26 protein-coding genes and 1 pseudogene are annotated in these 24,721 nt (G+C 70.0%); 15 read left to right on the plus strand and 12 right to left on the minus strand.

Features of this window, described 5'->3' with window-relative positions; translation table 11 throughout:
• Positions 1-134: 134 nt before the first annotated feature.
• The 3 genes from ACX6XY_RS19540 (at position 135) to ACX6XY_RS19550 (ending at position 2,681) form a co-directional block, all read left to right on the plus strand.
• Positions 135-1,352: a sensor histidine kinase gene (locus ACX6XY_RS19540; protein WP_460332270.1), complete on the plus strand. Its 1,218-nt coding sequence runs from the start codon at positions 135-137 to the stop codon at positions 1,350-1,352.
• Positions 1,337-1,984: a response regulator gene (locus ACX6XY_RS19545; RefSeq protein ID WP_460332272.1), complete on the plus strand. Its 648-nt coding sequence runs from the start codon at positions 1,337-1,339 to the stop codon at positions 1,982-1,984. Before ACX6XY_RS19540 ends, ACX6XY_RS19545 begins: the two co-directional genes overlap by 16 nt.
• Positions 1,985-2,510: 526 nt before the next feature.
• Entirely contained in the window at positions 2,511-2,681 is a 171-nt protein-coding gene (locus ACX6XY_RS19550; RefSeq protein ID WP_460332274.1) for a hypothetical protein, read from the plus strand.
• A 1,238-nt stretch (positions 2,682-3,919) separates the two neighbouring features.
• Here ACX6XY_RS19550 and ACX6XY_RS19555 read toward each other — a convergent pair.
• The 3 genes from ACX6XY_RS19555 to ACX6XY_RS19565 are packed head-to-tail and all read right to left on the minus strand — an operon-like array spanning position 3,920 to position 5,798.
• The gene (locus ACX6XY_RS19555; RefSeq protein ID WP_460332276.1) at positions 3,920-4,357 is read right to left on the minus strand and encodes a glutaredoxin domain-containing protein; all 438 of its coding nucleotides are present in this window, start codon (positions 4,355-4,357) and stop codon (positions 3,920-3,922) included.
• The gene (locus ACX6XY_RS19560; protein WP_460332277.1) at positions 4,354-5,211 is read right to left on the minus strand and encodes an oxidoreductase; all 858 of its coding nucleotides are present in this window, start codon (positions 5,209-5,211) and stop codon (positions 4,354-4,356) included. Before ACX6XY_RS19560 ends, ACX6XY_RS19555 begins: the two co-directional genes overlap by 4 nt.
• Positions 5,208-5,798, minus strand: a complete 591-nt coding sequence (locus ACX6XY_RS19565; protein ID WP_460332279.1) for a TetR/AcrR family transcriptional regulator — start codon at positions 5,796-5,798, stop codon at positions 5,208-5,210. Before ACX6XY_RS19565 ends, ACX6XY_RS19560 begins: the two co-directional genes overlap by 4 nt.
• A 155-nt stretch (positions 5,799-5,953) precedes the next feature.
• On the opposite strand from ACX6XY_RS19565, the pseudogene ACX6XY_RS19570 reads away from it, so the two are divergent.
• The 4 genes and pseudogenes from ACX6XY_RS19570 to ACX6XY_RS19585 all read left to right on the plus strand — a co-directional run.
• Positions 5,954-6,366, plus strand: a pseudogene (locus tag ACX6XY_RS19570) (HAD domain-containing protein); the annotation flags it as partial.
• Between the two features lie 221 nt (positions 6,367-6,587).
• On the plus strand, positions 6,588-7,109 hold the full coding sequence (locus ACX6XY_RS19575; protein ID WP_460332281.1) for an ATP-binding protein: 522 nt from the start codon (positions 6,588-6,590) through the stop codon (positions 7,107-7,109).
• A gap of 218 nt (positions 7,110-7,327) precedes the next feature.
• Positions 7,328-8,047: a hypothetical protein gene (locus ACX6XY_RS19580; RefSeq protein WP_460332283.1), complete on the plus strand. Its 720-nt coding sequence runs from the start codon at positions 7,328-7,330 to the stop codon at positions 8,045-8,047.
• A gap of 350 nt (positions 8,048-8,397) precedes the next feature.
• A complete protein-coding gene (locus ACX6XY_RS19585) occupies positions 8,398-8,562 on the plus strand; it encodes a hypothetical protein (RefSeq protein ID WP_460332285.1) in 165 nt (54 codons plus the stop codon).
• A gap of 109 nt (positions 8,563-8,671) precedes the next feature.
• On the opposite strand, the gene ychF is transcribed toward ACX6XY_RS19585, so the two are convergent.
• A complete protein-coding gene (ychF, locus tag ACX6XY_RS19590) occupies positions 8,672-9,760 on the minus strand; it encodes a redox-regulated ATPase YchF (RefSeq protein ID WP_460332286.1) in 1,089 nt (362 codons plus the stop codon).
• Between the two features lie 381 nt (positions 9,761-10,141).
• Here ychF and ACX6XY_RS19595 point away from each other — a divergent pair, with 381 nt between their 5' ends.
• On the plus strand, positions 10,142-10,675 hold the full coding sequence (locus ACX6XY_RS19595; protein ID WP_460332288.1) for a DUF6542 domain-containing protein: 534 nt from the start codon (positions 10,142-10,144) through the stop codon (positions 10,673-10,675).
• On the opposite strand, the gene ppgK is transcribed toward ACX6XY_RS19595, so the two are convergent.
• Positions 10,672-11,430 carry a polyphosphate--glucose phosphotransferase gene (gene ppgK / locus ACX6XY_RS19600; RefSeq protein ID WP_460332290.1) on the minus strand — a complete coding sequence of 253 codons (759 nt, stop codon included), beginning with the start codon at positions 11,428-11,430 and terminating at the stop codon, positions 10,672-10,674. The two genes, ACX6XY_RS19595 and ppgK, sit on opposite strands and share 4 nt — an antisense overlap.
• A 30-nt stretch (positions 11,431-11,460) precedes the next feature.
• Positions 11,461-12,519: a 4-hydroxy-3-methylbut-2-enyl diphosphate reductase gene (locus tag ACX6XY_RS19605; RefSeq protein ID WP_460332292.1), complete on the minus strand. Its 1,059-nt coding sequence runs from the start codon at positions 12,517-12,519 to the stop codon at positions 11,461-11,463.
• 82 nt (positions 12,520-12,601) lie between these two features.
• Between ACX6XY_RS19605 and ACX6XY_RS19610 the strand changes: the two genes are divergently transcribed.
• The 4 genes from ACX6XY_RS19610 to ACX6XY_RS19625 all read left to right on the plus strand — a co-directional run bounded on the left by ACX6XY_RS19610 (position 12,602) and on the right by ACX6XY_RS19625 (position 16,562).
• Positions 12,602-14,071 (plus strand): APC family permease, encoded by a 1,470-nt coding sequence (locus ACX6XY_RS19610; protein ID WP_460332294.1) that lies wholly within the window; start codon positions 12,602-12,604, stop codon positions 14,069-14,071.
• Between the two features lie 175 nt (positions 14,072-14,246).
• A complete protein-coding gene (xseA, locus tag ACX6XY_RS19615; RefSeq protein WP_460332296.1) occupies positions 14,247-15,455 on the plus strand; it encodes an exodeoxyribonuclease VII large subunit in 1,209 nt (402 codons plus the stop codon).
• Positions 15,456-15,620: 165 nt separating this feature from the next.
• Positions 15,621-15,872: an exodeoxyribonuclease VII small subunit gene (locus ACX6XY_RS19620; protein WP_460332339.1), complete on the plus strand. Its 252-nt coding sequence runs from the start codon at positions 15,621-15,623 to the stop codon at positions 15,870-15,872.
• 99 nt (positions 15,873-15,971) lie between these two features.
• Complete coding sequence (locus ACX6XY_RS19625) at positions 15,972-16,562, plus strand: malonic semialdehyde reductase (protein WP_460332297.1); 591 nt, start codon at positions 15,972-15,974, stop codon at positions 16,560-16,562.
• A gap of 223 nt (positions 16,563-16,785) precedes the next feature.
• On the opposite strand, the gene ACX6XY_RS19630 is transcribed toward ACX6XY_RS19625, so the two are convergent.
• On the minus strand, positions 16,786-17,307 hold the full coding sequence (locus ACX6XY_RS19630; protein WP_460332341.1) for a DUF4245 domain-containing protein: 522 nt from the start codon (positions 17,305-17,307) through the stop codon (positions 16,786-16,788).
• A gap of 169 nt (positions 17,308-17,476) precedes the next feature.
• On the opposite strand from ACX6XY_RS19630, the gene glpX reads away from it, so the two are divergent.
• Positions 17,477-18,508, plus strand: coding sequence for a class II fructose-bisphosphatase (gene glpX / locus ACX6XY_RS19635; RefSeq protein ID WP_460332299.1), 1,032 nt, complete (start codon positions 17,477-17,479; stop codon positions 18,506-18,508).
• A gap of 155 nt (positions 18,509-18,663) precedes the next feature.
• Here glpX and ACX6XY_RS19640 read toward each other — a convergent pair whose 3' ends face one another.
• Together ACX6XY_RS19640 and ACX6XY_RS19645 are read right to left on the minus strand one after the other, a co-directional pair.
• The gene (locus ACX6XY_RS19640; RefSeq protein WP_460332301.1) at positions 18,664-19,035 is read right to left on the minus strand and encodes a WhiB family transcriptional regulator; all 372 of its coding nucleotides are present in this window, start codon (positions 19,033-19,035) and stop codon (positions 18,664-18,666) included.
• A 160-nt stretch (positions 19,036-19,195) separates the two neighbouring features.
• On the minus strand, positions 19,196-19,960 hold the full coding sequence (locus ACX6XY_RS19645; protein ID WP_460332303.1) for a DUF1707 SHOCT-like domain-containing protein: 765 nt from the start codon (positions 19,958-19,960) through the stop codon (positions 19,196-19,198).
• A 146-nt stretch (positions 19,961-20,106) separates the two neighbouring features.
• On the opposite strand from ACX6XY_RS19645, the gene ACX6XY_RS19650 reads away from it, so the two are divergent.
• Complete coding sequence (locus ACX6XY_RS19650) at positions 20,107-21,780, plus strand: fumarate hydratase (protein WP_460332305.1); 1,674 nt, start codon at positions 20,107-20,109, stop codon at positions 21,778-21,780.
• A gap of 75 nt (positions 21,781-21,855) precedes the next feature.
• Here the strand turns inward: ACX6XY_RS19650 and ACX6XY_RS19655 are convergent, their stop codons facing one another.
• Both ACX6XY_RS19655 and ACX6XY_RS19660 read right to left on the minus strand, forming a co-directional pair.
• Positions 21,856-22,062: a DUF397 domain-containing protein gene (locus tag ACX6XY_RS19655; RefSeq protein ID WP_460332307.1), complete on the minus strand. Its 207-nt coding sequence runs from the start codon at positions 22,060-22,062 to the stop codon at positions 21,856-21,858.
• 22 nt (positions 22,063-22,084) lie between these two features.
• Positions 22,085-22,891, minus strand: coding sequence for a helix-turn-helix domain-containing protein (locus ACX6XY_RS19660; RefSeq protein WP_460332309.1), 807 nt, complete (start codon positions 22,889-22,891; stop codon positions 22,085-22,087).
• 237 nt (positions 22,892-23,128) lie between these two features.
• On the opposite strand from ACX6XY_RS19660, the gene ACX6XY_RS19665 reads away from it, so the two are divergent.
• Positions 23,129-23,572: an ATP-binding protein gene (locus ACX6XY_RS19665; RefSeq protein WP_460332311.1), complete on the plus strand. Its 444-nt coding sequence runs from the start codon at positions 23,129-23,131 to the stop codon at positions 23,570-23,572.
• Between the two features lie 333 nt (positions 23,573-23,905).
• Here the strand turns inward: ACX6XY_RS19665 and ACX6XY_RS19670 are convergent, their stop codons facing one another.
• Positions 23,906-24,649 (minus strand): hypothetical protein, encoded by a 744-nt coding sequence (locus ACX6XY_RS19670; RefSeq protein ID WP_460332313.1) that lies wholly within the window; start codon positions 24,647-24,649, stop codon positions 23,906-23,908.
• Positions 24,650-24,721: the final 72 nt, after the last annotated feature.

A 24,721-nucleotide genomic window follows, 5' to 3' on the forward strand; every position in this document is an offset into this window, starting at 1 on the left:
CGTGCGGGGGGCGGCCGGGGCACTGACCCGCTCTCTACTCCAGGGGTAGAGCCAGCTCTACCCTCGCGGCGCCCAGGAGTGTCCCCCGTACGCTCCCGGAGATCCCGAAGAGGCCGCGTCGGTACGTTGATCGCATGCAACCCACAACGGCCTGGCAGGCCATGGCTCAGCGTCCCCTGAGCTTTCTGACCTCCAGCTGGCCCTGGCGGTCCCTCGCGTATCTGAGCGGCGGTGTCCTGGTCGGCGCGGCGGCTGCCCTCGTCTTCGCGCTCGGTCTGGCGGCGGGCGTGCTCCTGCTCGTCGTACTCGTCGGTGTGGCACCGCTGGTCGGTCTGGTCCTCGCGTCCACGGTGGTGGCCACGGTGGAGCGCCGACGGCTGGCGCTGGTGGACCTCGACCGGCTGACCGACCCGCACCGCAGACCGGACGCGCCGGGGCTGCGCGGCTGGGTCGCCACCCGGCTCAAGGAACAGGCGACCTGGCGGGAGCTGGTGTTCACGCTGCTGTCGGCCGCGGCGCTGTGGTGGCTCGACCTCCTGGTGCTCGGCTTCTCCTTCGGGCTGCCGGCCACGATGATCGCCGCGACCTCCGCCGGCACCTGGCCGTGGACGGTGTTCGGCGTGATCGTGCTGCTCTCCTCGCCCTACACGGTGACCTCGTGGGCGGGGGCACGCGCGGCCATGGCCCGCACGTTCCTCGCGCCGCGGGACAGGGAACTGGGCGAGGAGCTGCGGGAGGTGCGCGCCTCGCAGGCGCGGCTGCTCGACTCCTTCGACGCCGAGCGGGTCCGTATCGAACGCGATCTGCACGACGGCGCCCAACAGCGCCTCGTATCCCTGGGCATGACCCTCGCCATGATGCGCCTGGACGTCGAGGAGGGCTCGGCACAGGATGAGCTCCTCACCCAGGCGGAGAGCCAGCTCTCCACCGCACACGCCGAGTTGCGGGCCCTGGTCCGCGGCCTGAACCCGCCGGTCCTCGCCGACCACGGCCTCGTCGCGGCCATCGAGGACTACGCGGGCCGCTTCCCGATCCCGGTGACCGTGGACCTGAAGCTGCCCGAGCGGCTGCCCAGGAAGCTGGAGACCACGATGTACTACCTGATCAACGAGGCCATGACGAACATCGCCAAACACAGCGGCGCCAAGAGCGCCGAAGTCCACGGCCGTTACCATTCCGACCTGTTCGTCCTCGACATCCTGGACGACGGCCGGGGCGGACTCGACCCCGCGGGCAGCGGCGTGACCGGTCTCGCGGACCGCGTCAGCGCTCTCGACGGCCGGATACGGGTGTCGAGTCCGGTAGGTGGTCCCACCCTGGTGCACGTGGAGGTGCCGTGTCGCTTCGCCTGATCGTGGCCGAGGACGCCGTGCTGTTGCGGGAAGGCCTGGTCGGCCTCCTCGAACGGGTCGGTCATGAGGTGGTCGCGGCCGTCGGCGACGCCGACAGCCTGGTCGAGGCGGTCCGCTCCGACCGGCCGGACCTCATCGTCACGGACGTCCGGATGCCGCCGTCGCTCGGCGACGACGGACTGCGCGCCTCGGTCGGACTACGCGCGGAGTGCCCCGAGCTGCCCGTGCTCGTGCTCAGCCAGTACGTGGAACGCTCGTACGCACTGCGCCTGCTGGACTCGGGCGGCGGCGCCGGGGTGGGCTATCTGCTCAAGGAACGGGTCAGCGCGGTCGCGGACTTCACCTCCGCGATCGAGCGGGTCGCCGCCGGCGGCACGGTGGTGGACCCGGAGGTCATCCAGCAACTGGTCCGGCTGCGCCAGGACCCCCTGGAGCGGCTCAGCTCCCGCGAGCGCGAGGTGCTCTCGCTGATCGCGGAGGGCCGTACCAACGCGAGCCTGGCCAAACACCTGTTCATCAGCGAGGCCGCCGTGAACAAGCACATCGGCAACATCTTCAGCAAGCTGGACCTGCCGGTGGACACCGATGGGCACCGACGGGTGCTCGCGGTGCTGGCGTATCTGCGGGCGTGAGAGCCCCGCGTCCGCGGGCGTGAGAGCCCGCGCCCGCGCGTGAAGGACCCGCGCCGTGCGGGCACGCGGCCTCCGGAAGCCGCGTGAGGGCTCTGAGCGCGTCACCGCTGTCCCCGGCGATCAGCAGGTTGCCCTTAGCCCGCTGGAGGTCGTCGTGGACTTCTCCCACGGACGTGCACATCACGGAGGAGACGGGTCTCGGTTACCCGGCAGTCGTCTCGGTCGACCCAGCGGGCGCGAAAAGGGGGCCTGCCCCCGAGGAGCCAAACCCCCCTGACCTACACGTTTGCCAGATCAGTCACGCCACGCTAAGCCGCCCGCTACACGTTGAAGTGGAATGTCTGCGGGCTGATCATGACCTGCGGCGGAGCTCCATTCAGGGGTCTGACCTGAGATTCCTCGTTGGCATCCGTTGGCTCCCGACGGCCGTTTACGGGTGTCCTGCGGACTGCCTGCGGACTGGGCGGGGGCTCCGAGGCGGCGAAACCCCTGGCGCGCCGGCGGGGCCTGCAAGGAGACTGCGCAGGTGAGCGACTCCTACCCCCTGTCCCTGCTGCGGGCACCGCGTGCTGGACGCGATGCCCGGCTCGTACGAGATCTGCCCCGTCTGCTTCTGGGAGGACGACAGGGTCCAGTTCCGCTGGCCGAGGGCGAGCCGCTCGACCCCGCCCGGCACCCCATCGACCTGACGGCGTGACTCCTTCGAGGACTGGGACGCGGACGAACGCACCCTGGGGCCCGACGACCGCTCGGTGCTCTGCCGGTGGCTGCCCACCTTCTGGCGTCGCATGGCGGTCAGCTGACCGTCATCGAGGTCTTCGAGGAGGTGGGCGACCCCCGCTGCGGCCCCGCCCTCATCGGCCTGCTGGACAGCGACAACCCGACCGGCCGCGAATGGGCGGCCATGACCCTGGCGGAACTGGAGATCGACGGCGCCATCGAGCCCCTGCGCCGCGCCTACCGCGCCTGCCTGGACCGGGCGACCCCACCGGACTGGACCGAGTCTGTCGGCATCCGCTGGGCGTGCGGCCGCGCAGCGGGCCCTGACCGCCGCGGGAGTGGACCGCGTCGCGGCACGGCTGGCGGCTGCGAAGGCGGAGAAGTCGCTGCGCGAGGCACTGCCGGCAGCCGAAGCAGCCAGGATGGGGCCCGGGGAGATCGCCGAGCGCACCGGATACGCCCGCTCCACCATCACCAAGGCGCTGAACCAACGCGGCACCGCGACGGCCCGAGCCCCTGGCCCGTCCAAACCCAGGGGAGTGAGCGCCATGGCCCAGGCCCCCGTGCGTACGGACACCAATACGGCCCCGGTGTGGGTGGTCGACGCCGCCATGGCCGACGCCTTCAGGGCCAAACGACCAGGTCAGCAGCAACAAAGGAAGAGGAGGAACTACTCGGCCGGGACCGGCACGGCGCCGGGGTCGAGGGCGACCGGCGGGGTCTCGGAGAGGACCGCCCGGCGCAGCTGCTCCAGCTTGCGCGGGAGCTTGTCCAGGCCATACCGGACGCGCCCGGTCGCATAGCTGTCCGTCAGCCCCTTTGTCCTTCAGCGGCACGCCGGCGGGCCGGAGGGTGGCCTGCCCGTCCGCGTCGAGGACGCCGTCGTGGTTGGGGTGCAGGCTCACCCACGACTTCGTGGTTCCGTGGGTGCGTTCGACGAGCTGCTTGCGCAGCGGCAGCCACCGGGCGAGCGCCGCTTCGCCTAGCGTCGACAGCTCGAACCAGTCCCGTCCGCCTCGCCGATGCCGCGCTGGGGCGCCGGTCGACGTACACCGCCCCCGGCCGCAGATCGGACAGGCGCATGGCGACCAGTTCCCCGACCGGGGCGCCGCGTCCAGGACCAGGGCGACCGCCTCGGCGAGCCGGGTGTGGCCCGGCGACATGTAGCCGCCGACGTCCTGGTCGAGCTGACGGCGCACGGCCGCGAGGTCCCCATCACAGGGAAGAGGAGAGCTGTTCGCGCACCCATTCAGGGTCGGGGTTGGTGTGCGGCCGGCCCGCGACGACGACAGTCGGCACGGCCTCATTGCCGTTGTTGGCTGCCCTCACCGCTGCCGCTCCAGCCGGGTCACGCCAGATGTCGACCCAATGCAACTGGCGGGCGCTACGGCCCAACCGGATGCGCAGTCGCAGACAGTACGTGCAGCCCGGCCTCCAGAAGACGACCGGCCAGCCGTCGACCGCGCTGCGGCGCTGCGCCTCCAGCGCACCGATCGACCTCGGGAACATCAGAGGCGAGTTCACAGCTGCGAGCAGCACGAACACCAGCAGGAGTGCTGCGGCTGCGCCGGGGCTCCCCCTGAAGATCAGCCCGGTCGCAGCGGCTGAGCCGCCGAGCGCGAACAGCGCTGGCGAGATCCAAGCGCGCGTCATAGTGAGGCTCCATTGGGTGCGGCGGGCAATGGGAACTGGCTGCGGATTGCCGCGTCGAAGACCGCGTCGGGCAGGAGTCGTCGGCTCATGAGCGTGATTCGGGCCATGGCGCCGATGGTGTATCGGGCCCGCGGGCGGGGGCGGGTGGCGGCCCGGGCGATCACCTTGCCGGCGCTCTCGGCCGGTGTGGTGCGGGGGCCGGGGTCGTAGGCGGTGGCGTACATCGCGGCGAGCGCTTCGCGGAAGCCGGCGTATGGGCCGGTGTCGGTGGCGGCGCGCAGGGTGGCGACGGCCGTGTCACCGAATCCTGTGGTGGTGGGTCCGGGCTGGACGACGACCACGCCGATGCCGAACGGCTTGACCTCCAGCCGCAGCGAGTCGCTGATCGCCTCGACGGCGTGCTTGGTGGCGTGGTACGGGCCCCCGCCTGGGGGTGAGAACCGGCCCCCCATCGAGGAGACGTTGACGATTCGGCCGCGCCCAGCGCGGCGCATTCCGGGAAGTACGAGCTGGGTCAGCCGGATCAGGCCGAAGACGTTGGTGTCGAACTGACGCCGGAGTTCTTCGGCGGTCACCTCCTCCACTGGCCCGTGCAGCCCATACCCGGCGTTGTTGATCAGGGTGGAGACCGTGCCGTGGGCGCGCTCGATCCGGCCGACCGCGGCGGCCATCGAGTCCTCGTCGGTGACGTCCAGGGGCAGGACCGTCAGGCCCTCGGCCGCGAGTCCGGCGATCGCCTCCGGGCGGCGGGCGGTGGCGAACACCCGGTAGCCGGCCCGGTGCAGGTGCAGCGCGGCGTGGCGGCCCATCCCGGACGAGCAACCGGTGATCAGGACTGTGCGAGGGTCGGTCATGGTTGATTCCCTTCGGCGGATGAGTGGAGCAGGTCCCAGGTGGCCGTCTCGGTGACGGCGATGTCTTCGTCCGACAGCGCCGCCCCGGCGGACCGGACGGTCTTGACCAGCCCGACGAACGCGCCGAAGACCAGCGCGACGAGCAGGTGCGGGGCGGCGGGGCGGATCTCGCCGACGGCTTGGCCCCGGCGGGTCAGGTCGAGGGCGAGTTCCTCTATGCGCGCCGACAACGCCCGGCTGTCGGCGTCGAGGTAGTGCTCATGCTGCTGGTGCTCCAGGAACACGAACGCGTCCGGATGGTCGCGGGCGAAGTGCGCCAGGCCCCGCCATACCGCGCCGAACTCGGCCCGGATCGACTCGTATCCGCCGTCCACCGTCAGGTAGGCGAGCATGGTGACCTTCGCGCGCTGGTGGACCGCGTTACCCAACGCCTCCTTGTTCGGGAAGTACCGGTAGACCGTGCCCATTCCGACCCTGGCGCGCTCGGCCACCAGGGGCATCGGGGTAGCGGCGAATGTGCGCTCGGTGAACAGCGCGAGGGCGGCGTCGAGGACCGCGGTGCGCTTGTCCGTACGATCATCAATCACAGAATGAATATTCATTCCGTCGCCCTCGATTGTCAAGCTCCCCACGCGTCGCGGCGGCTGCGGATCGCGGTGGCCGAGCAGGTCCCCGTTACGGTGTTCTTGATCGGCCCTGGCGCCGCCCTCCCCCCGTAGGACGGCGCCAGGGCCGACTCGCGTCCGTCTGGCTCGATCCCGACCATGGTCGCCTGCTCATGGACGTGATCCGTACCGGCCTGGTCACCCCCGTCTGGTGCACCAGCTGGCGGCAGGACGCCACCACCCTCATCGGGCCGCTCCTCGGCCTCCCGAACCTGCCGCACGTCGACCTGCCGCGCCCCCAGATCACCATCAGCCACCCCAACGGCTACCTCTGGAAGCGCGACCACGTCGACGCCTGGCTGGCAGACGCCCCCGCCGTCTGGATCGACGACGACTTCACCGGTCTCGACCACGCCTGGGCGGCGGAGCGCACCCCAAGGGAACGGCGAGCCTCCTCGTTCAGCCCGACCCACACCTCGGGCTGCAGCCCGAGCACCTGACCGAGGTCACGACGTGGGTCTCACAGTTGCCCACGGCCCGTGCCGCGTGACGACTGATGCCCTCGCTGCCACGAGCGGCGAGGGCATCAGGGCGCGCTGTGGGTCCTGACTGTCTGGGCAATTGCCACTCGGATGCTCAGATCGGATCATTAGGTGTGACCCCGGAGGGCGGGCCGGGCGCCCGCTGCACCAGCAGCTGATGTCACCGAGGTGCGTGCGTGGCGTCGCGAGGCAGGCGGGAGTTTGACGACAGGGCCTAGCGTTGGGTCCCGTGATCGTATGGCTCAATGGCACCCACGGCGCAGGCAAGACGACAACCAGTGCACTCGTGCAGCAGCTGATTCCGGATTCACGGGTGTTCGACGCTGAGAAGGTCGGCGAGACACTCATGGACATCACGCCGGGGCTGCCCGAGACGGACAACTTCCAGCACTGGCCGCCGTGGCGACCGCTCGTCGTCGAGACCGCCCGCCGCGTACTCGACTACACCGGCGGCACTCTGGTGATGCCCATGACTGTCCTGGTCGAGCAGTACTGGCGCGAGATCAGCACGGGCCTCGCCCAACATGCCATTCCGGTACGGCACTTTGTTCTCCACGCTGACCAGGACACTCTCCGCGGGCGCATCGAGAGGGACACTGCTCTTGGCCCCTCCCCGTTCCGCCTCAAGTACCTCGAGCCCTACGCCGAGGCAGCCCGCACGTGGCTGCACGGCGAGGCCGAGGTCGTCGACACCACGCACCTCACGCCCGCCCAGGCCGCCCTGCAGATCGCAGAGGCCGTCAAGAGTTGAGGTCCGCCCGCCACGCGAAAACAGCCGCAGGCGGCAACAGAACGACCTTCCGGTGCCGAGTGGAGCGATCAGAGCGGCCAGAGACCCCAGGCCAGTCCATCATCGCAGTGTCATCTATATCGAAAAGTCGCATCAGGGCACTGAGCGTGAGGCGGGGCACTGCCTGATAGCCTGCGGTCTTCGCCGGTTGCCCGGACGGAGTCCCCCGGCAGGTCTTCATGTCTTGCTCCGAGCAGCTCATGACAGCTCTCGATGCCCTGGATCATGCCTTCGCCTCGGAAGAGCCCTTCCTCGTCACAGGGTGCACGCACTGCTACGGCGAGCAAGACTTCGCCGAACTCTCCGGGCCACCGCACCTCATAGCCGACGATCTGGTGTCCTCGGTCGCCGCCGAGGTACCTGATCATTGGGGCGACTTCCCGCGTCTCTACCGCCGCCTCGTCCCGCGCATCATCCGCCCCCTTGTCACCGGCCAGCTCCACGTCGACGAGGAGCTCATCGCCTCGCGCCTGGTTCAGGCGGGCTGGACTACCTGGGACGTGCCCTTGACCGAGGCCCTCCGCGACGTCTGGTCCGCCTGGTGGCAGAGCACACTGCATACCCACCCCAGCCCCGTGCCCGTCAGGGAATCCCTCAGCCTCATCACCGTGGCCACCAACAGCCTGCGTCCTTGGCTGAACACATGGACCGCGACCCATACCCCGGCCGCCGACGCACACTTGGCAGACCTCGTTGACGACGTGATGTTCGAGTTCGAGATCACCGACTTGCGCATGGGCTTCTACGGTGAGTACGACGCCACTGCCGAGCTGCTGGGTTGGCTTCTCACCGATGTGCGCGACCGTGTCGCCGACGCACGTCTCGACGACCCCTTCCTCTATGAACACCTTCGGGCAGCTGCTCAGCACCCAGCTGATCGGGTCCGCCATTCAGACTGAACGGAAGGCCCCGTTTCCTCAGGGAACGAGTCGGGCGTTCCCTGAGGGAACACTTCCGATGTTCCCTCAGGGAACATCGCACGGGCGTGGTTGCGTCGGTCTCCGCGTCACCGGCCCCTTCGTCGGGATCTGGCTGGGAGCGAGCGAGCGGCTACTCACCATGTGGACTGCTGCACCCACTGGTCCGAGCGAAACCGAAGCGGCCTGACGCGAAGGGCAGAAGAGCCGATGCCCTCGTCCCGCGGCGTGGCGAGGGCATCTGAGTGGGGTCGGCGAGGATCCGGTCGGCGTGGTCGGGAAGGGCCGCGCGAGCGTCCTACGCCAGCCTGCTGATCAAGCACGGCGAGTCCGTGAAGACGGCCTCCGAGCGCCTCGGCCACACCAACGCGGCCATGACGCTGAACATCTACCCCTACCTGTGGCCCGACTCCGAGGAGCGGACCCGGGCCGCCGTCGACAAGGCGTACGCGGATCGGTCCGCCGACGCCCAGCCACTGGTCGACGAAGCGGCGTAGCCGCTTCCCCGCGCGCTGACCGAAGTCAGCACGCTGCGGACTCCCTGCGGACCGCAAAAGACCGCCCAACCCGCTCCGTCGCAGGTCAGACGGCCTTTCGCCGAACGTATTAGACGTTGAATCGGAACTCGACGACGTCGCCGTCCTGCATCACGTAGTCCTTGCCCTCCATGCGGGCCTTGCCCTTGGCGCGGGCCTCGGCTACTGAGCCGGTTTCGATCAGGTCGTCGAAGGAGATGACCTCGGCCTTGATGAAGCCCTTCTGGAAGTCGGTGTGGATCACGCCGGCCGCCTCGGGGGCCGTGGCGCCCTTCTTGATGGTCCAGGCGCGGGCTTCCTTCGGGCCTGCCGTGAGGTAGGTCTGCAGGCCGAGGGTGTCGAAGCCGACGCGGGCGAGGGTGGTCAGGCCCGGCTCTTCGGCGCCGACCGACTGGAGGAGTTCCATGGCGTCCTCGTCGTCGAGTTCGGCGAGGTCGGCTTCCAGCTTGGCGTTCAGGAAGATCGCCTCGGCGGGGGCGACCAGGGCGCGCTGTTCGTTCTTGAAGGTGTCGTCCGTCAGCTCGTCCTCGTCGACGTTGAAGACGTAGAGGAACGGCTTGGTGGTGAGCAGGTGGAGGTCGTGCAGGAGCTCCTCGTTGCCGCTGCCCTGGACGATCCCGGCCGAGAAGAGGGTCTCGCCGCGTTCCAGGATGGCCTTGGCCTCTTCGACCGCCTTGACCTTGGGGGCGATGTCCTTCTTGATCCGGGCCTCCTTCGCCAGGCGCGGGAGGACCTTCTCGATGGTCTGGAGGTCGGCGAGGATCAGCTCGGTGTTGATCGTCTCGATGTCACTCTTGGGCGAGACCTTGCCGTCGACATGGACGACGTTCTCGTCCTCGAAGGCGCGGATGACCTGGCAGATCGCGTCGGACTCGCGGATGTTCGCGAGGAACTTGTTGCCGAGGCCCTCGCCTTCGGACGCGCCGCGCACGATCCCCGCGATGTCGACGAAGTCGACAGTGGCCGGGAGGATGCGCTGAGAGCTGAAGATCCCGGCGAGCGTGTCGAGGCGGGCGTCCGGGACGCCGACTACGCCGACGTTCGGCTCGATGGTGGCGAACGGGTAGTTGGCCGCCAGCACGTCGTTCTTGGTCAGGGCGTTGAACAGGGTCGACTTGCCGACATTCGGCAGACCGACGATTCCGATCGTGAGCGACACGCTTATCGACTTCCCGTACGTGAGGGGGCTGGGTGGAGGGGCCACGGACCCGATCCACCAGTCTACGGCGTAGCGCGTGCCGACGGCCCGGCCGCGGGGCGCGGGCCTGGGTGTGCGCGGGGCCCACGGGGGAGCGACCGGGTCGAACGTGGGGCCAAGGTCGTCCAAAAGGCGTGTCCTGGTCGGGATTTCCGGCGTGTGCCGACCTACGTTGGTGCGGTGGAGCAACACAGGACGCGTCCCCCGCAGGCCCGAGCGCGGCGAACCCCGTCCCTGCCGCCGCAGTCATCGGGATCCGCCGCGCCGGAAGCCGTCGCGGAATCCGTCGGTGTGTACAGGTCCGCGGGGCGTTCGGGCGGGGCGCCGCCGGCGGCGCGGGCCGTGGGCAGGGCCGTGCGGACCGTCGGGCGCGGGGTGCTCGCGGTGCGCCGGATGCCGAACCCACGGCTGACGGGGCTGGGGGGCGGGCTGTTCGCCGGTGCTTCGATGCTGGTGTTCGCCCTGCTCGACCGGCTGCTGCTCGGGGGCTCGATCGCGGTGTACGGGGTGCTGTCGCTCCTGGTCAGTGCGGTGACCGCGCTGTGGGTGCGGCCCGCTGACCTGGTGACGGCGCCGGTCGCGGTGCCGCTCGCGTTCGCCATCGGGCTGCTGCCGATCGCCGGAGGTTCCGATGGGGTGGGCGGGCAGGTCATGGGGCTGCTGACCGCGCTGGCCGTGAGCGCGGGGTGGCTGTACGGCGCCACCCTGATCGCCGGGCTCGTGGTGACCGTACGCAAGGTCCGGATCATGGGCAGGCGGAAGCGGCGGGTCCGGGAGTCCGGGCGGGTACGGGACTCCCGGCAGGTCGCCGGGCCCCGGCAGGCCCGGCAGGCCGGGGGCGCGCGCCCGGTGCAGCGCCGGGCGCCCGACTCCTAGGATCCTTGCGGCGCGGTCGCGCGGGAGGCCGCCATCGCGGCGCCGACGATCCCCGCGTTGTTCAGCAGCTCGGCCGGGGCGAGCTCGGCGCGTATCCCCTCGATCAGGGGCAGGAACTTGTGCGCCTTGCGGCTGACTCCGCCGCCGATGACGAACAGCTCGGGTGAGAACAGCATCTCCAGGTGGGCGAGGTACTTCCGCACGCGGTGCGCCCAGTGTTCCCAGGTCAGCTGCTCGTCGTCCCTGGCCTTCGTGGACGCCCGCTTCTCCGCCTCGTGGCCGTGCAGCTCCAGATGGCCGAGTTCGGTGTTCGGTACGAGGCTGCCGTCGGTGAACACCGCGCTGCCGATGCCCGTGCCGAGCGTGAGCACGATGACCGTGCCCTCGCGGCCGCGGCCCGCGCCGAACCGCATCTCGGCGACACCGGCCGCGTCCGCGTCGTTCAGCACCGTGACCGGCATGCCGCCCAGTCGGTCGCCGATCAGGGCGCGGGCGTCCACACCGATCCAGGTTTTGTCGACATTGGCCGCCGTGCGGATCGTGCCGTCGTCGACCACGCCGGGGAAGGTGACGCCGACCGGCCCCGACCAGCCGAAGTGGTCGACCACCTCGCGCACGCGGTCGACCACGTCGTCTGGTGTGGCCGGGTGCGGGGTGAGCACCTTGTGCCGGGGGTCGGAGAGGTCGCCCCGGTCCAGGTCGACCGGGGCGCCCTTGATCCCTGATCCGCCGATGTCCACGCCGAAGATCTGCATGGACACTACGTTACGGCCAAGGACTGACAGTCACTTCTTGGACGGGGTGGACGGGGCGGACGACGCCGTCGCCGGGGCGTCGGGCAGCTTGCCGCCGCGCTCCTCGACCAGTGCCGCGGCCTCGGCCCGCAGGTCGCGGCGGAGCTCCTTCGGCAGCGAGAAGGTGATCGACTCGTCGGCCGCCTTGACCGTCTCGACGTCCTCGAACCCGCGCTGGGCGAGCCACTCCAGTACGCCGTCGACCAGGACCTCGGGGACCGACGCGCCGGACGTGACGCCGACCGTGGAGACGCCCTCCAGCCAGGCCTCGTCGATCTCGTCGGCGAAGTCCACCAGGTAGGCGGCCTTGGAGCCCGCGCCGACGGCGACCTCGACCAGCCGCTTGGAGTTCGAGGAGTTCCGGGAGCCGACCACGATGACCAGCTCGGCCTCGGCGCCCATCTGCTTGACGGCCAGCTGGCGGTTCTGCGTGGCGTAGCAGATGTCGTCGCTGGGCGGGGAGATGAGCTGCGGGAACTTGTCCTTGAGCGCGTCCACCGTCTCCATGGTCTCGTCGACGGAGAGCGTGGTCTGGGAGAGCCAGACGACCTTGGAGGGGTCGCGGACCTCGACCTTCGCGACGTCGTCGGGGCCGTCGACCAGGGTGATGTGGTCCGGGGCCTCACCCGAGGTGCCGATGACCTCCTCGTGGCCCTCGTGGCCGATGAGGAGGATGTCGTAGTCCTCGTCGGCGAAGCGCACGGCCTCCTTGTGGACCTTGGTGACCAGCGGGCAGGTGGCGTCGATGGTGGCCAGCTTCCGCCCGGCCGCCTCCTCGTGGACGACCGGCGCCACGCCGTGCGCCGAGAACATCACGATCGACCCCTCGGGGACTTCCGCCGTCTCCTCGACGAAGATCGCGCCCTTCTTCTCCAGGGTCTGTACGACGTATTTGTTGTGGACGATCTCGTGGCGTACGTAAACCGGGGCGCCGTACTGCTCCAGGGCTTTCTCGACGGCGATCACGGCACGGTCCACGCCCGCGCAGTACCCGCGGGGGGCGGCGAGCAGGACGCGGCGGGCGGCGGCGGGTGCAGTCATGCCTCCCATCGTAAGGCCGTGTCCCGGAGGCCGGGGATCCGCTCCTTGGGGAGACTGGTGTGTCTGAGCGGCGAGGGGCGGAAGGAGGGCGATGGCCGGTTCCGGTGACAGCGACGGCGGCGGCGACAGCGGCGGCGACAGCGGCGGCGAGCGTGGCAAGGGCGGGGACGGCGGGCTGCGGCGCAGTCTCGGGTTCCGCGATCTGGTGGTCTACGGGCTGCTGTTCATCGCCCCGATGGCGCCCGTCGGGGTGTTCGGCACTCTGGACGCCAAGTCGCACGGCGCGGTGGCCCTGGTCTACGTGGTGGCGACGGTCGCGATGGCGTTCACCGCTTTCAGCTACGCGCAGATGGTGCGGGTCGTCCCGCAGGCCGGTTCGGTGTTCGCCTACGCGCGCGTGGCGCTCGGCAAGGGCCCTGGGTTCATCGCCGGGTGGATGGCGATGCTCGACTACCTGCTGATCCCGGCCGTCGCGTATCTGTTCTCCGGGATCGCGATGCACGCGCTGGTGCCGTCGGTCTCCCAGTGGGTGTGGACGGCGCTGGCGGTGGTGATCACCACCGCGTTGAACCTGTGGGGCGTACGGGCGGCCGCGCGGGTCGGCTTCGCGGTGCTGGCGATGGAGATCGTGGTGCTGCTGGTCTTCGTCGTGGCCGCGATCGTGGTGCTCGTACGGGACGGGGCGCAGCGCGGCTGGCTCACGCCGCTGACGGGTGACGGGACCTTCGCGGTGTCCGCGGTGCTGGGCGCGGTGTCGATCGCGGTGCTGTCGTATCTGGGCTTCGACGCGATCGCGACGTTCGCGGAGGAGGTGACCGGGGGGTCGGCGAAGGTGGCGCGCGCGGTGCTGTTCTGCCTGGCCCTGGCGGGCACGCTGTTCGTGGCGCAGACCTATCTGGTGGCGCTGCTCGAACCCGTCTCGTCGGCGGAGCTCGCGGCCGAGCCCGCCCGGCAGGGTTCGGCGTTCTACGACGCGGTGGACGCGTCCGTCGGCGGGTGGCTGCATGACCTGGTGGCCGTCAGCAAGGCGATCGGGGCGGCGTTCGCGGCGCTGGCGGGGCAGGCGGCGGCCGGGCGGCTGCTGTTCGCGATGGCCCGTGACCGGCGGCTGCCGCGGATGCTGGCGAAGACCGAGTCCGGGGTGCCGCGGCCCGCGCTGTTGTCCGCTGCGGCGGTGACCCTGGTGGCCGCGGTGTGGGCGGCGCGCAGGGACGACGGGATGGACCACCTGGTGTCGGTGGTGGACATCGGTGCGCTGACCGCGTTCACCCTGCTGCACGTCTCGGTGGTGGCCTGGTTCGGCGTACGCGGGCGTGGCGGCCCGGTGAGCTGGTGGCGGCACTGGCTGGTGCCGGTGCTCGGCGCGGCGGTGACGGTCGCGGTGATCGTGGAGGCGTCGGGCTCGGCGCAGGTGGTCGGGGTCGTCTGGCTGGCGGTGGGACTGGCGGTCCTCTTCGCACAACGCGACCGGCCGTCGACGCCGCTGACACCGGAGGGGGCGACTTCCGGCACCACTGGGGCTACCGGCCCTGACGGCCCCGCCCCGTACGGCCGGGACTGACCCGTACGGCCGGGACTGACCCGCCCGGCAGGGGACTGACCTCACCGGCCGGGCCCTCCGGGCAGGCCGGGCCGTCCGATCGGAGCCGGACCTTCCGGTCGGGGCCGGGGCCTCCGATCGGGGGCGACCGCCTGGCGGGGTCGGGCTGTCAGTCCGGGCCGATACGCTCCGTGGCATGGCTGTGCATACGTCCGCGGACGCGCCGCTCCCCGTCGGCGAGATCTCGCGGCTCATCGGGGGCTGGATCGACCGGCTGGGCGCCGTGTGGGTCGAGGGGCAGATCACCCAGCTGTCCCGGCGGCCCGGCGCCGGGGTGGTCTTTCTGACGCTGCGCGACCCGTCGCACGACATCTCGGTCAGCGTCACCTGCTACCGCAAGGTGTTCGACGCGGTCGCCGACGTCGTCTCCGAAGGCGCCCGCGTCGTCGTCCACGCGAAACCCGAGTGGTACGCGCCGCGCGGGCAGCTGTCGCTGCGCGCCACCGAGATAAAGCCGGTCGGGGTCGGCGAGCTGCTCGCCCGCCTTGAGCAGCTGAAGAAGGCGCTGACCAGGGAAGGCCTGTTCGCGGCCGAGCGCAAGAAGCCGCTGCCGTTCCTGCCGCAGCTGATCGGCCTGGTCTGCGGCCGGGCGTCGGCGGCCGAGCGCGACGTACTGGAGAACGCCCGGCACCGGTGGCCCGCGGTCCGCTTCGAGGTCCGTAACGTCCCCGTACAGGGCGTCCAGGCGGTCCCGCGGGTGACCCAGGCCGTCAAGGAGCTCGACGCGCTGGACGCCGTCGATGTGATCGTGGTGGCGCGCGGCGGCGGCAGCGTGGAGGACCTGCTGCCGTTCTCGGACGAACAGTTGCTGCGTACGGTCGCGTCCTGCCGCACGCCGGTCGTCTCGGCCATCGGCCACGAGCCCGACTCACCGCTCCTGGACCTGGTGGCCGACCTGCGCGCCTCCACACCGACCGACGCGGCCAAGAAGATCGTGCCGGACGTGGGCGAGGAGTACGAGCGGGTACGCCTGCTGCGGGACCGGGCGCGCCGCGCCGTGCACCACCTCGTCGACCGCGAGGAGCGGGGGCTCGCGGTGGCGATGTCCCGGCCGTCGATGGAGCACCCGCACCGGATGGTCGACGAGCGCGATGAGCGGGTCGCCGCCCTGCTCGACCGCGGCCGCCGCGCCCTCGGCCATCTGCTGGACCGCGCCGAATCGGAGCTGGTCCACACCCACGCGCGCGTGGTGGCGCTGTCGCCCGCGGCGACCCTGCGGCGCGGTTACGCGGTGCTGCAGAAGGAGGACGGCCATGTGGTGCGGGCGCCGGATGAGGTCACCGGGGACGAGGCGCTGCGCGCGCGGGTCGCCGGAGGCGAGTTCACGGTACGGGTCGCCGAGTGACCGTCGGCTTTGTCGTACCCCGGATTTAGGGTGGAGCTCATGACCACGACGCAGGGCCCCTCGACCTCGCCGGACGCCTCTCCGGACGCCCCTCCGGGCACCGCGGCGGACACCCCGGCCAGCGCCGCCGCGGGCGCGCTCGGGTACGAACAGGCGCGGGACGAGCTGATCGATGTGGTGCGCCGTCTGGAGACGGGCGGCACCACGCTCGAGGAGTCCCTCGCCCTCTGGGAGCGCGGCGAGGAGCTGGCCAGGGTGTGCCGCCACTGGCTGGACGGCGCGCGCGAGCGGCTGGACGCGGCCCTGGCGAAGCCGGAAGCGGCAGCCGGGGCGGAGTCGGCGTCCGCGTCCGCATCCGCGTCGGAGTCCACGGCGGGCGGTGACGACGACGGCGACGGCGACGGCGACGAGGCGTAGGTCACCCCGCGGGCACCTTTGTTGAAAGTTCAACGTACTCGGCGTACGGTGGTGTCAGCGCGCTTGATCCACCGCCCGTTCGCACAAAGGTTCCCCGACATGTCCCTCGTAATTGACCCGGCCACCCAGGACCTGCTCTTCCGTGAGGCCCGCACCGCCAACGCCTTCACCGACGAGCCCGTCACCGACGAGCAGGTGCAGGCGATCTACGACCTGGTGAAGTTCGGCCCCACCGCCTTCAACCAGACCCCGCTGCGCGTCACCCTGGTCCGCTCCCCCGAGGCCCGTGCACGGCTGGTCAGCCACATGTCCGAAGGCAACCGTGCGAAGACCTCGAGCGCCCCGCTGGTCGCGATCCTCTCGACCGACAACGAGTTCCACGAGGAGCTCCCCCGGCTGCTCCCCCCGGTGCCCGACCTCAAGGACACGGTCTTCGCCGAGCGCCCGGTCCGTGAGCGGGCCGCCGCGCTGAACGGCGCGCTGCAGGCCGCGTACTTCATCGTCGGCGTGCGCGCCGCGGGCCTCGCCGCGGGCCCGATGACCGGGTTCGACCACGTGGGCCTCCAGAAGGAGTTCCTGGACGGCGACCACACCCCGCTGATGGTCGTCAACATCGGCAAGCCGGGGCCGGACGCCTGGTTCCCGCGCCTGCCGCGCCTGGACTACGACGAGGTCGTCACCACCGTCTGACCGCCGCGCCAGACACGGCAGCACCTGACACGACGAAGGGCCCCGACCGCGGGGCCCTTCGTCGTTCGCGGGCCCTTCGTCGTTCGCGGGCCCTTCGTCGTTCACGGGCCCTTCGTCGTTTCGCCGGGATTCGCCAGTACGCGTCAGGGATTCGCCAGTACGCGTCAGGGATTCGCCAGTACGCGTCAGGAGACGAACCGGATTCGCCAGGGCAGGAACCGCCTCACTCCGCCGCGTCCGGGCCCTTCAGCGACTTCGCGACCTTCGCCAGATCCTCGAACGGGGCCGTGCCCGTCACCACCGTCGTGTAGCCGTCGCCCTCGTACACCAGGGCGTCGTACTTCGCCCCCTCGTACCGCTTCCAGTCCTCGCCGCCGATCCGCTCGGTGCCCGAGGTCGCCTCGGCGCCATGGGTGATCTCGCGGATGTACTTGTCCGGCGGCGCGACAGACTGCTCGATCCCCACATACTCCCGGTCCGGCGAAAGCATGCCCAGGTGCCAGCCCAGATCCTCCTTGCGCTTGAACCGGACCGTGGTCGCCTTCCAGCCGTCGGGCAGCCCCACGGGCTCGACCACCGGATAGTCGGCGGCGCGCCGCGCCTGCGCCAGCTCGACCGTGTAGTCCTTGGGCTTCAGCGGATCCTCGGTGTCGTCATTGGGGATAAAGATGTAGATGCACGCGACGACCGCGCCGATGGCCGCCATCGACAGCACCATGTCCCGTACCGTCTGCTTGCCTCTCATACCTGCCACGCCCCCCATCGTCGCAGGTGCGCGAACCAGCCCGGACAGCCCCCTCCGCACCGCTCATGCGTGACCCGCTCTGCTCATTTTGTCGACCTGCCGATAGAGTCACGTACATCACCCTCATCCGGCCGCCGCCCGTCGCCGTGTATCACGAAAGGTGCTCTCGATGACCGAGCATCATCTGCCGTCCGAACTCGAGGTCTCCCCCGAGGCCCCCGACCGCAACCTCGCCCTGGAGCTCGTCCGGGTCACCGAGGCCGCCGCGATGGCGGCCGGCCGCTGGGTCGGCCGCGGCGAGAAGAACGGCGCCGACGGCGCGGCGGTCCGGGCCATGCGCACCCTCGTCCACACCGTCTCGATGAACGGCGTCGTCGTCATCGGCGAAGGCGAGAAGGACGAGGCCCCGATGCTCTACAACGGCGAGCGGATCGGCGACGGCACCGGCGCCGAGGTCGACATCGCGGTCGACCCGATCGACGGCACGACCCTGACCGCCAAGGGCCAGCCGAACGCGATCGCCGTGCTGGCGGCCGCCGACCGCGGCACCATGTTCGACCCGTCCGCGGTCTTCTACATGGACAAGCTGGTCACCGGGCCCGAGGCCGCCGACTACGTGGACATCAACGCCCCCGCGTCGGTGAACATCCGCCGGGTCGCCAAGGCCAAGAACTCCGCCCCCGAGGACGTCACCGTGATGATCCTCGACCGCCCGCGCCACGAGGCCATCGTCAAGGAGATCCGGGAGACCGGCGCCCGCATCCAGTTCATCTCCGACGGCGACGTGGCCGGTTCGATCATGGCGGTACGCGAGGGCACCGGCGTGGACCTGCTGATGGGCGTGGGCGGCACGCCCGAGGGCATCATCAGCGCCTGCGCGATCAAGTGCCTCGGCGGCACCATCCAGGGCAAGCTCTGGCCCAAGGACGAGGACGAGAAGCAGCGCGCCGTCGACGCCGGACACGACCTGGACCGGGTGCTCTACACCGACGACCTGGTCTCCGGCGAGAACGTCTTCTTCGTGGCGACCGGCATCACCGACGGCGAGCTGCTGCGCGGGGTGCGCTACAGCTCCGAGACGGCCACCACGCAGTCCCTGGTGATGCGCTCCAAGTCGGGCACCATCCGCCAGATCGACTCGACCCACCGCCTGGCGAAGCTGCGCGCGTACAGCGCCATCGACTTCGACCGCGCGAAGTAGCCGCGACGCGGCGGCATACGTGAACGGGGGCGCCCTTTGTGCGGAGGGCGCCCCCGTTCACGTACGGGCCAGACCAACCGGGCCAACCGGAACGGCCGGAACGGCCGGAACGGCCGGAACAGCCTGACCGGCCGGACCCAGCCGGATCGCGCTGGCTAGCCCGCGGCGGCGACCCGGCCTGCCGCGCGGGACGCCTGCTGGAGTTCCATCTCGCGACGCCGACGGCGGGTCAGCACCACTCGGCGCTCGGCGGCGGTGAGCCCGCCCCAGACGCCGTACGGCTCGGGTTGCAGCAGAGCGTGCTCGCGGCATTCGACCATCACGGGGCAGCCCGCGCAGACCCGCTTCGCGGCGTCCTCGCGGGACAGCCTGGCGGCCGTCGGCTCCTTGGACGGGGCGAAGAACAGCCCGGCCTCGTCCCTGCGGCAGACGGCCTCTGTGTGCCATGGAGTTTCCTGGTCTCGCGTCGGCCCCCGTTGCGCAGGAACCACAGCGACCTGCAGGGACTGATGCGGCGTTTGCAGCACGGCTACTCCTTGCGACGGCTTCGCGAGCTGGAGAGGATGCGGCAAGGCCTACCCACTGTGCGCGGGCCTATGCACTGAGTTCCGACGCTCCGACGCGGGGGAGCCCGGCCAGCCGGGTCAGTGGCCGGGACGGCCGGGGGCAGTGGCCGAGACCGCCGGGTCAGTGGCCGAGATGCTTCCGGAACCGGTCGCTGAGGTCCCGGACCAGCTTGCCGCGCCGCGCCTTGGCCTCGATGGCGCCCAGCACCGAGTACCCCTCGACGTAGACCACCGGCGCCTGGGGATCGCCGGAGTCCAGCGTGTCGACCTCGAAGGTCCCGAGGACGCCGCCGCCGCTGCCGTGCAGCGTGATGTTCTCCGGGACGGTGATCTCGATACTGCCGAAGACCGAGAGCGCCTTGATGACCACCCGCTGGTGCTCGAAGATCGCCTCGGTGAGGTCGATCTCCACGCTGCCGAAGACCGCGTACGCGTGCGTCCTGCGCGCCACGCGCCAGCGCCCCTTGCGGGTGGCGGGGCTGAGCACCGCGACGAGGTTCTCCGCCGGGGCGGCCGGTTCACCGGTGCGCTCGGGGGCGTGCACGTACGGCTGTGCGCCCGCCTGATGCCGTTCGCGCGGCGCGGGCAGGTCCTGGACGAGCGGGGCCAGTTCCTCGACGGTCTTGGCGCGGTACACCCCGTCCACGCGCTCGGCGTGCTCCTCGGCGGTCAGGCGGCCCTCCGCGAGCGCCTCGCGGAGGATGTCCGCGGTGCGGTCGCGGTCCGCGTCCGACGCGCGAAGCCCGGCGGCTGGCGTCGGCGTCCCCGCCGTCTCCGACGCCTCTGCCTGCTCCGGCGCATCCGGCCGCTCCGACGCATCCGGCTGCCCCGGCGCTGCCGGTGATGACGAGGGTGGTGCCTGCTGCGAGTGCTTTTCGAGGTCCACGCCCCCACCCTACCCAGACGCGATAGATCGCGACTAGGGCTACTGAGCCTTACCTCACAGACTCGACGCTCCGGCAGCGCTCTAGGCTTGAGGACGCGCTGCCAACGGAGGTCGCGCCGCTGTCTGCCGAGTGAGGAATGGCCGTAATGCCAGAGTTTGCGTACTCCGATCTGCTCCCCCTGGGAGAGGACGCCACGCCCTACCGACTGGTGACCGCCGAGGGCGTCTCCACCTTCGAGGCCGCCGGGCGCACCTTCCTCAAGGTCGAGCCGGAGGCGCTGCGCCGGCTCGCCGAAGAGGCCATCCACGACATCCAGCACTACCTGCGCCCGGCCCACCTCGCGCAGCTGCGCCGCATCATCGACGACCCCGAGGCCTCGTCCAACGACAAGTTCGTCGCGCTCGACCTCCTCAAGAACGCGAACATCGCGGCCGCGGGCGTCCTCCCCATGTGCCAGGACACCGGCACCGCCATCGTGATGGCCAAGCGCGGCCAGAACGTCCTCACCGAGGGCGGCGACGCCGAGGCCCTCTCGCGCGGCATCTACGACGCGTACCAGAACCTCAACCTGCGCTACTCGCAGATGGCCCCGCTGACCATGTGGGACGAGAAGAACACCGGCTCCAACCTCCCCGCCCAGATCGAGCAGTACGCGGACGACGGCGACACGTACAAGTTCCTGATCATGGCCAAGGGCGGCGGCTCGGCCAACAAGTCGTTCCTCTACCAGGAGACCAAGGCGGTCCTGAACGAGGCCGCCATGATGAAGTTCCTGGAGGAGAAGATCCGTTCGCTGGGCACGGCCGCCTGCCCGCCGTACCACCTGGCGATCGTCGTCGGCGGCACCTCCGCCGAGTACGCCCTGAAGACCGCCAAGTACGCCTCCGCGCACTACCTGGACGAGATCCCCGACGCGGGCTCGCCGCTCGGCCACGGCTTCCGGGACAAGGACCTGGAGGAGAAGGTCTTCGAGCTGACGCAGAAGATCGGCATCGGCGCGCAGTTCGGCGGCAAGTACTTCTGCCACGACGTACGGGTCATCCGTCTCCCCCGGCACGGCGCATCCTGCCCGGTCGCGATCGCGGTCTCCTGCTCGGCCGACCGCCAGGCCGTCGCGAAGATCACCGCCGAGGGCGTCTTCCTGGAGCAGCTGGAGACGGACCCGGCGCGCTTCCTGCCGGAGACCACCGACGAGCACCTCGCCACCGAGGGCGAGAGCGACGTCGTACGCGTGGACCTCAACCAGCCGATGGACGACATCCTGGCCGAGCTGACCAAGCACCCGGTCAAGACCCGGCTCTCGCTGACCGGCCCGCTGGTCGTGGCCCGCGACATCGCGCACGCCAAGATCAAGGAACGCCTTGACGCGGGCGAGGAGATGCCGCAGTACCTGAAGGACCACCCGGTCTACTACGCGGGCCCCGCCAAGACCCCCGAGGGCTACGCCTCCGGCTCCTTCGGCCCCACCACGGCCGGGCGCATGGACTCCTACGTCGAGCAGTTCCAGGCCGCGGGCGGCTCCAAGGTGATGCTGGCCAAGGGCAACCGCTCCCAGCAGGTCACGGACGCGTGCGGCGCGCACGGCGGGTTCTACCTCGGCTCGATCGGCGGCCCGGCGGCCCGGCTGGCGCAGGACTGCATCAAGAAGGTCGAGGTCGTCGAGTACGAGGAACTCGGCATGGAGGCGGTCTGGAGGATCGAGGTCGAGGACTTCCCGGCCTTCATCGTCGTGGACGACAAGGGCAACGACTTCTTCCAGGCCCCCGCCGAGCCCCCGACCATCCTCAACATCCCGGTCCGGGCCCCCGGCCAGGCCTGACGCTCCCTGTAACCGGAGGGCCTCGGATCGCTCGGCCGGGGCCCTCCGGCTGCCTTCAGGACCGCTCAGCGGCGGTCACCGAGCCGGGCCGACGTCTTTGACCTCGCGTACGAACGCGCCCCACGCGTCCGCGCGGAAGACCAGCGCGAAGCCGCATGGGCACTTGGAGTCCCTCACAGCGTGGAATCCGGCCGGGAGAGCTGCGATCTCCACACAGTCACCCCCTTGTCCGCTGTACGTGCTCTTGCGCCACACCACGTTCCCAAGTTCAAGGGCACGCATCCTGTTCCCCTCCGCTGCCTCGCTACAGCTCTTTCCGCACACGGGTGATCATGTCGAGACTGTCCCCCGGACTCAAGGCGATTGATCGGAGGGAATCAAAGATCAGCGTGTACTGACTGGCCTCCTCCGGGGTCTCCATGTACAGCGTTCCCGTCCGGTGCTCCACAGCCACGACGTCCGAGAACCCGGGGGTGGGGAACCCGAAGAGCACGAACGAACCCATCAGCCCAGCGTGTGCCCCCGCCCGGTCCGGGAGAACCTGAAGCTCCACGTTCGGACGATCAGCCATCGCCAGCAGGTGGTCAAGCTGTTTCCGCATGACTTGAGCACCGCCCACCTTCACACGGAGCGCCGCTTCCCCTTCGATGACGCAGAGGCGCGGCACATCGCCCCGGTTCAGGAGCTCTTGGCGTTCCATCCGTGCCGTGACGAACGCGTCAACCTCCTCATCCGTCAACGTGGACGGAGCCGCGCGCACCACGGCCCGTGCGTAATCCGGCGTCTGCAAGAGGCCAGCCACCAACAGCGCCTGGAACGAACGGATGCAGTCGGCGCTCCCCTCATACCCGATGAAGTCAGAGAGCGAGGGTCGTGCGAGGCTCGCCCGCTGCACCCATCCTGGCTCTCTGCCCCTTCGGGCCAGCGATACGAGATCTTCCATATACATCTGATCCTGCACGCCATAGAAGGTGAGCAGGTCGCGCAACTCGCCGAGTGAGATCCCGAGTTGGGCATTCTCGATACGGCTGATCTTGGTCCTGTGACACCCGATGCGCTCCGCCGCCTCGGCGGGCGTCTTCCCCGCCTCCTCTCGGAGCTTGACCAGCACCGCAGCAAGGCGGCGCCGACGGATCGTCGGGCGTGAATCTGCCACGTAAAGAGCCCCTCCCAAGCGATCTGACAGGGCTTCAAGAGTAGCGCCCGAAAAAAATCATGGAACTAGTGCCAAAGAGTCAGTTGCTGTAGGAACGCGTTCGAGAGCAGACTGTTCCATGTCGCACAGAGTGATCACGCATCATCTGTGCGCAATCAGACCTGTCCGTCACCCGGAATCAGGGGGCGAGTCATGCCCGACGGTGCTTCAACAGCAGGCCCCGCAGAGGTCGACAAGCTTGCGGAGTGGCGGCTGCCCCGCCATTCCGCAAGCGTCGGCAAGGCCCGGTCAGCCTTACGAGACCGCCTCAGAGCGTGGGGCATCGCGGACGACACGACCGATACGGTCACCCTCCTACTGTCGGAACTGGTCACCAACGCCGTACGGCATGCACGTGCACCAAAGGGCCGAGAGATCGGGGCTCGGCTGACGCTGCGCGGCGACACGGTCCGGCTGGAGGTCTCGGACGCCAGCGACGCCCTCCCCGCTCCCCACAGGCCCGGCGAGGACGACACCGCGGGACGCGGCTTGTTGCTGGTGTGCGCACTGGCGGACGACTGGGGGGTGTCACCCCGGATCGGCGTCGGCAAGACGGTCTGGGCGGAACTCACGATCAAGCCAGGAGCACCATGCTGACGCGCAAGGCGATCGCGCCCCACCCTGGATTCCGGTGCGAGTGCACGGCCTCGTACGGCGGCGAAGGCAAGGCTCAACAAGCCGCGCTTACCGCCTCATTCGAGGCACACAGCGCGACTCAGGCCGTGCGATGGGTTCGCACGGCACTCAGGACCGTGACACCCGCGCTGGACCGGGACGCAGCGCGGCGGGCGTTCGCCTGGCTGGAGCACGAACAGTGGCAGACGGCAGACCAGATCAGCCACGGCGAGCCGTTCACCTTCTCGACGTCAACCGCCGATTTGCACACTCCCGACGACGACCAGAGGCGGTCCACCGGACCGCCCAAGGGCATCAGTCCGCCTCGGCGTCTCTTCGGCAGTACGCCCACAGCCCCGCAGCGGTGACGACCCCCGTATACAGGAAGAACACCCCTACGGCAGCCGGAGTCGACAGATGCGAGCCGATCAGCGCCTGCACGAAACCCTGCTCATCCCCGGAATAGTCCGACGCATCAGTGAGCATCGCCCGGCCTGCCGCGAACGGCAGCCAGTCGCTCACACCTTCCAGCCCAGGCACGTACCCGAGCAGTACGCCAATGAGACGCTCCCCGAGCAGCGGCCACAGAATGAGGAGCAGAACGGAGATGACGCGACTCCGCAGCAGAGCGACCAGAGCCATGCACAGCAGCGCCCAGCACCCCATCCACCCGACGAACCGCGCGGCAGGCAGCAGGACTTCCGTCCAGGCCGGTTGGGTGGCACCGGATACCGTCAAGGTCACCGCGCACGAGAGCATTCCCAGCAGCGCACTCGCGGCGGCCACACCGGAGCCGACGGTGAAACCCACCGCACACTTCGCCGCGTATGCGGTACCGCGGCCGTTCACGGCCAGCCAGGTTGTCCGTGTCGCGCCCGACACCAGATCGGTCGAGACCGGCCCCGTACCCAGAACCAGAACGAAGAAGCACAGGGCCGGGATCTGCGTCGCCAGTGGCGTCCACGCGATCGCATCCGCCACTACAACGGAGCTGACGGCACGCTGCCCGTTCAGGTCGAGCAGGACCGTGATGCCCGCCAGTAAGCTCAGGATCGTCACTATGCCGAGTAGAATCCATGTCGATCGCAGTGCGGCCAGATGTCGCCATTCGTATCGACATGCCCTGCGGAA

The sequence above is a fragment of the Streptomyces sp. O3 genome, from assembly GCF_054788135.1.